This is a genomic window from Methanosarcinales archaeon (assembly GCA_014859725.1).
Taxonomy (GTDB): domain Archaea; phylum Halobacteriota; class Methanosarcinia; order Methanosarcinales; family Methanocomedenaceae; genus Kmv04.
Genome location: JACUTQ010000111.1, coordinates 1 through 7,680 on the forward strand (window position 1 = coordinate 1; position 7,680 = coordinate 7,680).

General features: G+C 43.0%; 8 protein-coding genes. 6 read left to right on the plus strand and 2 right to left on the minus strand.

Annotation, left to right across the window (positions count from 1 at the left end; all coding sequences use genetic code 11):
* The first annotated feature begins 269 nt into the window (after nucleotides 1–269).
* The 5 genes from recQ to IBX40_09220 all read left to right on the plus strand — a co-directional run bounded on the left by recQ (nucleotide 270) and on the right by IBX40_09220 (nucleotide 4,688).
* Entirely contained in the window at nucleotides 270–2,366 is a 2,097-nt protein-coding gene (recQ, locus tag IBX40_09200) for a DNA helicase RecQ (protein MBE0524490.1), read from the plus strand.
* Between the two features lie 65 nt (nucleotides 2,367–2,431).
* The gene (locus IBX40_09205) at nucleotides 2,432–3,451 is read left to right on the plus strand and encodes a carbon monoxide dehydrogenase (GenBank protein ID MBE0524491.1); all 1,020 of its coding nucleotides are present in this window, start codon (nucleotides 2,432–2,434) and stop codon (nucleotides 3,449–3,451) included.
* Nucleotides 3,451–3,741, plus strand: a complete 291-nt coding sequence (locus IBX40_09210; protein MBE0524492.1) for a ferredoxin family protein — start codon at nucleotides 3,451–3,453, stop codon at nucleotides 3,739–3,741. Before IBX40_09205 ends, IBX40_09210 begins: the two co-directional genes overlap by 1 nt.
* A gap of 13 nt (nucleotides 3,742–3,754) precedes the next feature.
* Nucleotides 3,755–4,084, plus strand: coding sequence for a pyrimidine dimer DNA glycosylase (locus tag IBX40_09215; GenBank protein ID MBE0524493.1), 330 nt, complete (start codon nucleotides 3,755–3,757; stop codon nucleotides 4,082–4,084).
* Nucleotides 4,085–4,118: 34 nt separating this feature from the next.
* The gene (locus IBX40_09220; protein MBE0524494.1) at nucleotides 4,119–4,688 is read left to right on the plus strand and encodes a nitroreductase family protein; all 570 of its coding nucleotides are present in this window, start codon (nucleotides 4,119–4,121) and stop codon (nucleotides 4,686–4,688) included.
* 117 nt (nucleotides 4,689–4,805) lie between these two features.
* On the opposite strand, the gene IBX40_09225 is transcribed toward IBX40_09220, so the two are convergent.
* Entirely contained in the window at nucleotides 4,806–5,399 is a 594-nt protein-coding gene (locus tag IBX40_09225; GenBank protein MBE0524495.1) for a YIP1 family protein, read from the minus strand.
* Nucleotides 5,400–5,760: 361 nt separating this feature from the next.
* Nucleotides 5,761–6,963, minus strand: a complete 1,203-nt coding sequence (locus tag IBX40_09230; protein ID MBE0524496.1) for an ABC transporter permease — start codon at nucleotides 6,961–6,963, stop codon at nucleotides 5,761–5,763.
* Nucleotide 6,964: 1 nt separating this feature from the next.
* Between IBX40_09230 and IBX40_09235 the strand changes: the two genes are divergently transcribed.
* Nucleotides 6,965–7,525 (plus strand): hypothetical protein, encoded by a 561-nt coding sequence (locus IBX40_09235; protein MBE0524497.1) that lies wholly within the window; start codon nucleotides 6,965–6,967, stop codon nucleotides 7,523–7,525.
* Nucleotides 7,526–7,680: the final 155 nt, after the last annotated feature.

Here is a 7,680-nt window from a genome sequence, read left to right on the forward strand (position 1 = left end):
GGATGGATTAATATCATTGAATTCGACTATCTTCTTGACTCTTACATGAAGATTACATCAATGGAAAATTAACTCCTCACTTTTTTATCACATCCTTTAATGGTTTTTTGAAAAATATTTGCTTCCCTGCAATCCCAATAACTGGTGAATTACATCGGAATTGCATAAAGATGAGCTTCCTCTAAATTATTACTTTCACTCCGCTAGGCTTTGAGTTAAATAAATTCAGACAAAAATATTCAGATCAAAACAATCCAACAGGTGTTCTAATGCATCAAACGCTCCAGAAATACTTCGGCTACACAGAATTTCGCCCGCACCAGGAAGAAATCATATTAGATGTCCTCAACGGAAAGGACACCTTTGTATTAATGCCAACCGGCGGTGGTAAATCCTTATGCTACCAGCTGCCAGCACTCCTTTTGAGCGGTGTAACAGTGGTCATATCACCCCTGATATCACTGATGAAGGACCAGGTGGATACCCTCAGATCCAACGGCATCTCGGCCGCTTACCTTAACAGCACCCTCTCCCACAGTGAAGCGCTTGAGATCAAAAATGCCTTGCTGGAAAACCAGATCAAGGTCCTATATATAGCCCCGGAACGCCTGATGATGTCCCAGACCATATCGTTTTTGAAAGATGTGGACATCGGCCTGTTCGCAGTGGATGAAGCTCACTGCATTTCAGAATGGGGCCATGATTTCAGACCAGAGTACAGACGCGTAAATATATTGAGGGCTAATTTCCCAAAAATTCCTATAATTGCATTGACAGCAACAGCCTCACCTAAGGTCCGCTCTGATATTATTTCCCAGCTTCACCTGTCTGATCCTAATATTTACGTAGCCGGTTTTGATCGCAAGAATCTTTTCTATGAGGTCAGGCCCAAGCAGGACTCCTATAACCAGTTGCTTAAGTATTTAAAAGAGCACAGGGGTAAGTGCGGGATAATCTACTGCTTAAGCAGAAATTCTGTGGAAATGCTGGCTATCAAGCTGCAGAAAAACGGTTTCAGGGCTCTGCCCTACCATGCCGGCCTGTCTGATATACAGCGGGCCCGTAACCAGGATAGCTTCATAAAAGATGATACCCAGATCATTGTAGCCACCATCGCCTTTGGAATGGGGATCGATAAACCCAATGTGCGTTATGTGATACATTACGACCTGCCGAAAAATCTTGAAAGCTATTACCAAGAAACAGGAAGGGGTGGCCGGGACGGTCTGCCGTGTGACTGCCTTTTGTTCTTCAGTCATGGGGACCGTTATAAGATCGAATATTTCATCCATCAGAAGCAAAGCAAAAAGGAACAGGATATTGCACTTGCTCAGTTACGTGAGATGATAAACTACTGCTCCAGTTCCACATGCCGCAGGGGGGTACTGTTGAAATATTTTGGCGAGGAGCTTACACGGGATCATTGTGATAACTGTGATATCTGCCTGAACCCAAAAGAGACATTTGACGGGACCGAAGCTGCCAAAAAACTGATGTGCTGCATAGAAGATCTGGAGCAGCGTTTTGGTTTAAACCATGTGATAGAAGTGCTGGTGGGTTCCAGGACAAAAAAGATAATCTCAAACAAGCATGATCTGCTGGACAGCTATGGTTTGGGAGGGGATTACTCAAAAGACCAATGGAAGGATATTGCCAGGGAGATGATCCAGCTTGGGATCCTGATGGTTGAAGGGGAGCGATATCCTATATTGAAACTTAACCGGGAAAGCTTTGACGTGCTGGATGGTTCACACTCTGTCAATCTTACAAAACCGGCAAAAGAAGTAGGGGTCATTCCCAAACAGGTCAATTCTCAGGTTGATCCGGAACTGTTCGACAGATTAAGACGTATCAGAAAAACCTTTGCCGATGAACAGAATATCCCCCCATACATCATATTCTCTGATAATAGTCTCCAACAAATGGCTATTGATAGACCCGGGACAAGGGCAGACTTCCTTAAGATCATAGGCGTGGGTGAGTATAAACTAAAAAAATACGGCGACATCTTCCTTAGAGAGATAGCAAAACATTTTGCAAAAGATGATGCTCCGCATAGTAAAGGATTATCTGACACTCAATTGGAAACTCTCAGCCTACACAAACAAAATCTGTCCATCGAACAGATCGCTAAGGTCAGGAACCTGGGTCTAAGTACCATTGTCGGCCATATTGAAAAACTGATACTGGCTGGAGAGATCGATTCAATTGATGATTGGGTTGATCAGGAGAAACAGAAGACAATCCAGGAAGCTATAGCTGATATGGGAGGTGAATTCCTGTCACCAATCAAGGAAAAACTGGGTGATGGCTATTTGTATGAGGACATAAAGCTGGTACGGGCTGTTATGATGGTCGGGCATTGATACCATTTCTATGAATTAAACCTATAAGCGAAGTCAGCATATTTATTCATATCTGGTATGAAATCATGTCCGATATATCCGATATAATAACGCTATCAACCCGATCAGAGATTCAGCCCGCCAATAGTGGCATCACCCTATTAGATCACTGGGACCATTTAAAAGCCCGCTGGGGAGTAAACCGGAGCGGTCACCGCGTGGAACCGGGACTGTATGCGCTTTGCAGCCCTGCCCCTGATTCTCCGGTGCTGGTCACCGCAAATTATACCCTAAGCTTTGACAAATTGCGCTCATCACTAAAGGGCATCGATTGTTATATCCTGGTACTAGACACCAGAGGTATCAATGTCTGGTGCGCTGCAGGCAAGGGAACCTTCGGAACAGGTGAGATGGTACACCGGATTAAAGCCACTGGACTTCATGATGTAGTCAACCACCGCGTCCTGATCCTGCCCCAACTGGGTGCAACCGGGGTGGCAGCACATGAAGTTAAAAAGCAATCAGGTTTCAAGGTAGAATACGGTCCTGTCAGGTCTGAAGATCTGCCAGATTATCTTAAAACCCATAAAGCAGATCCTGAGATGAGAAAGGTGCACTTTACTTTACCTGACCGGGTTGTTCTGATCCCTGTCGATTTTGTTAAGGTACTGCTGCCGATGATCTTAGCTGCATTCTTATTATTCCTGGTTGGAGAGTACCTGATGGCTGCTGGTATTGTAGTAGCTGTTATGGCTGGTGTCGTCCTGTTTCCTATCCTGCTGCCCTGGCTTCCTACTTCTGATTTTAGCTCAAAGGGTTTCATTTTGGGCGGGTTGGTAGCTCTTGCTTTTGCTGCGTTCTCTTTTTTTGGAGATCCGCAGGTTCCAGGCTGGCTGAGAGCCGGTTGGGTTTTTATATATATGTTACTCCTGCCGCCTATAACTGCATTTCTGGCATTGAACTTTACAGGTTCAACCACTTTTACATCTGTGACCGGGGTCAGGCGTGAGATTTTCACGTATGTCCCGGTCATGGGCTATATGTTTGGATCTGGTTTCTTACTGATGATCATCCTGACATTGATCCAAATATCTGGAGGACTGTGATGTTTAATTCATATGAGTCTAACACCCTCGATTACAACCCCGATATGTGTATCAACTGTGGGATGTGCAGTATTGTCTGTCCCCATGGAGTGTTCTCACCAGATGAGAACGTTGCCCGATTAGTGGATCCCCGGTCATGTATGGAATGCGGTGCATGCCAGCTCAACTGCCCTACTGGTGCCATCTCTGTTGACAGCGGTGTAGGATGTGCAAATGCCATGATCCTGGCTGCTCTGAAGGGTACAAAGGAAGTTTCATGCGGCGGCGACGATTCTAGCTGTTGTAAATAAAAGCAGGTAACATATGAGAATATGGGACATCCCACCTGAGAAATTTTGCAGAAACCACCTGCTGGGTGAACACAGGGAACTCCATGCCGTCTGGTCCATATTGACGAAGGGTAAGAAGGCATACTCTAATCATCCTGAGACCCTGAGATGGAAAGGTAAGCTTAAATCCCTGTATCTGAGGCATGAGATGCTGGTACAAGAAATGAAGAATAGAGGATATAATCATTATACTCCGCTGCCGGTCGAGTTGGCCACCGGGGATGATATACAAAATCAATTTGTTAACTCGTATGATGAACAGATTAAAATTCTGCAGAATAAGGGTTGTGGATGTAAAGTTTAATAAAAAATACCTGATTTCAGAATGGGTGATTAAGATGATAAATGACCTGATATTAAAGAACAGAAGCTATAGGCGATTTTTTCAAGATAACGCTATCGAAATTGAAACCTTAAAAGAACTTGTCGAGCTGGCCCGGCTGTCTGCATCCGGAGCCAACCTGCAACCTTTAAAATTCATTATTTCAAATGATCCAGAAAAAAATGCTCTGATATTTCCCCACCTGGCCTGGGCCGGTTATCTCAAGGACTGGGCAGGTCCGGAAGAAGGGGAACGTCCGGCAGCCTATATTATAATTTTAGGTGATGCTAAAATCAGCAAGAACTTTGGTGTGGATCACGGCATTGCAGCACAGAGCATAATGCTTGGTGCTGTGGAAAAAGGGTTTGGGGGCTGTGTAATAGGTTCAATCCAGCGGGAGGGACTTCGAGAAGCTCTTACCATACCTTTCCAATACGAGATCCTGCTTGTACTGGCTCTGGGTAAACCAAAAGAAACCGTTGTAGTCGAAACGGCAGTGCAGAACGGAGATATCAAGTATTGGCGGGACGGTAATGGAATTCACCATGTACCAAAGAGACCATTGGACGAACTCGTCATTGGGTAAAAATTCTCCAGTCCGTACCGGTACAGCTTCAATATAGCCCCAATCATCAATATATGAACATTGCTGCAACTAATTCTCATAGTTTGAAAAATTGATGGGGGCAATGTACCTATCATTTCAATAACTTGAGACACTACTTATAGTAAAAAAACCTATCACTACAACCACGACCAATATTACCAGCAATACAAATGGCAGCAAAACTGCGATCGCAGATCTGAGAGTTGATATGTTATGAACGTATGTTCCACCAACAATGTCGAGATAGAGCTCATATAGGCCTGCTAACATTCCTACTATAGGTATCCAGGCAAATAAGCTTACAGCACTGGAATAAGATAATATCCTTACAGTTCCCTCGTAACTACCAGTACCGCCCACGATCTTAAACAGAATAAATAGAATCGCTCCAAAAATGAATAATCCGATTATACCCATAATGGGGATAATGATAATATCTGAAATAGCACTCATAATAGTAAATTCAGTTGCCATTACAGTTGAACCGCCCAGCATGGACATATTTCCTGTCAGATTAAAACCAATTTTATTAATCAGTATTGATATAATTGCTGAACCAATACCCAATACGATAAGATTGATTGCAGCAAACTTTAACGGTTCACTATATCCACCCTCTTTAGGCATACTTTCATAAAAGGCTGAAGGACTGGTAATAACCTTCTTCCAAGTATCGACAAAATTATCCATAATCATTTCCCCCTTTTTGATTTCTTATATAAGAGACGCCCCCTCTTATAACAAACATAAATCATTTATGATCGCACAGGAAAATATAATGGTATATTTTCTGTACTCAAATAAATTATTAGTTCAAAGCTATATAATGTTTTTGAATGAATTCACTCATTTTTCACTGAAATCCATCGCTTTATTGCGACAGTATTGACGTCAGCAAAGAAACCGGGAAATCCAGGTCTACAAGAGTATAGGAAAGTGGACGAAAGAGATGGAAAACTATTGAATTTTGTGGATCCTTGCAGAGGTCTGGTTCGTAAGAAATAACTGGAAAATTGGATAGTGCCTGTTTGCACCTGACCCGAACGAACACCTAATCAAAACTGAACCTGGATATGGCTAACCCAAAAAAGATAATGGTCATAAGCACCAGCACACCGACCTCTTTCAAGATACCGACGAGCCCGAGGTCGAAATATAACAGGTCATAGAACCCATCCATGGCCCATGCTGTGATGGTCAGGCGGGCAATGTCCTGCATAAACTGGGGTTCAATGAAGATGGGCCACCATGAACCACCTATTGCAGACATTGTTAATGTCAGGACATTGGAAAAAGAATCTGCCTGGTCTTTGGTTGTGACAATAACTGCTACAAGTAAACCAAGTCCTGTACTTGACAGTGCTATTGCAGCTATCAGGACTGCCAGGGCTAACATGTCACTACCTAAGTTGAGGTCAAAAACGAAATGTCCGAAGATCATAAGGACCGAAAGCTGCACAAACGCTTTGAAAAAGGTACTGGTGATCTTACCTCCTATTATCTCGGCTTTGCTGATCGGAGCGACGACAAGACGCCTGAAAGTCCCTTCTTCCTGTTCCTTTAGCAGGCTTACCGATCCGGCACCGATACTTGTGAACAGTACAAACATGACAGCGAATCCGGGGACGTATTGCGTAAAAGACGTGAACTCACCCAGATTAGAGGAGGTGCTTTCTGTCTTAACCTGCACAGGCAGCGGTTGTGCAAACTGGTTTGCCACATCCACGACCTCGAATATCTGTTCCTCACTATACACGGGTATCCCGAGAGCCTCCACAGTCTTGACAACCACTACATTGATAGATATCCCGTTCGCATAACCTTCTACGATCTTCTCAAGCACAGTGTTCTGGGAATCCTCGGTCGGGTCAACAACCATCGATATTTCACTGTCCTCTCCCATCATTGTGGATTTTGTGAAATCCCTCGGTATGATAATCAACCTGCCATATTCCTGATCCCTGACCCTGTCCCTGGCTGCAAATTCGTTGGACTCCATATCGACATCAAGTATGTCGATCTCTTCCAGGAATTCTACAAATTCTTTAGAGATCTCACCGTTGTCCAGGTCTACCACAAGCACATCGATCCGGATATTCTGTTCGAAATCACCGCCAAGTGCCAGCCCTGCTACAGAGATAATAACCATTGGCAAGAGGAACATCAGTATAACCGCATTAACTTCTCGACCAGATACCCAACTCCGGTATTCTAAGATCGGGACAATTTCTTTCACAGCACGCAGCAAATCCAAGTTGATCCACCAGATACAAAAGACAAAAGATGTTCTCAGCCGGGAAGAAGGTATTATTATAGAACAAGATAACCCACTAACATTAACAATAAGCAGCGGTTCCCATCGTCTCTTTATAGAAGCGGATCTGCTCGATATCCTTCCTAAAGGTTTGACATCCTCTACTATAGATGACGAGAAATTCAGAAAAGCATCATCCATGTATTCCTTTCTGGTAAATAAAAAACCTAAGATCCTGATCATTGGGGTAAATCTGGCTACTATGGCCACCAAAATGAAGGATATTCAGAATCTGGTGCTCGCCTGGACCCTGACCACCTTGAAACAGGCGGCATTTGAAAACACATTTTTACGTACAAGTGTTCTATTAATGAATTTACCAACCAGGATATTTGAGGCATATAAATCTATAAATAGGTCGCCTGATGTAAATAAAATTTTCAATTTTCCTCGTGGTATTCCTGTTAAAAATCAAAAAGTCAATAAAATATTATCATCATTATTTATCGAATTTTCATCGAGAAAATCTAAATATAATTGGTCTGAAAGAAGAGTATTTTAATTATCATGAAGATTCCCGTTGAAAATTGACCCATTTTTCCCACCAATTTTGACCCACCTTCTATATGATTTTTCATACCATTTATAGTTACTATTTTCCATTAAACACCGATTTTCGTCAGCCGTTTATATTCCAATAATATTCCATCTTTTTTT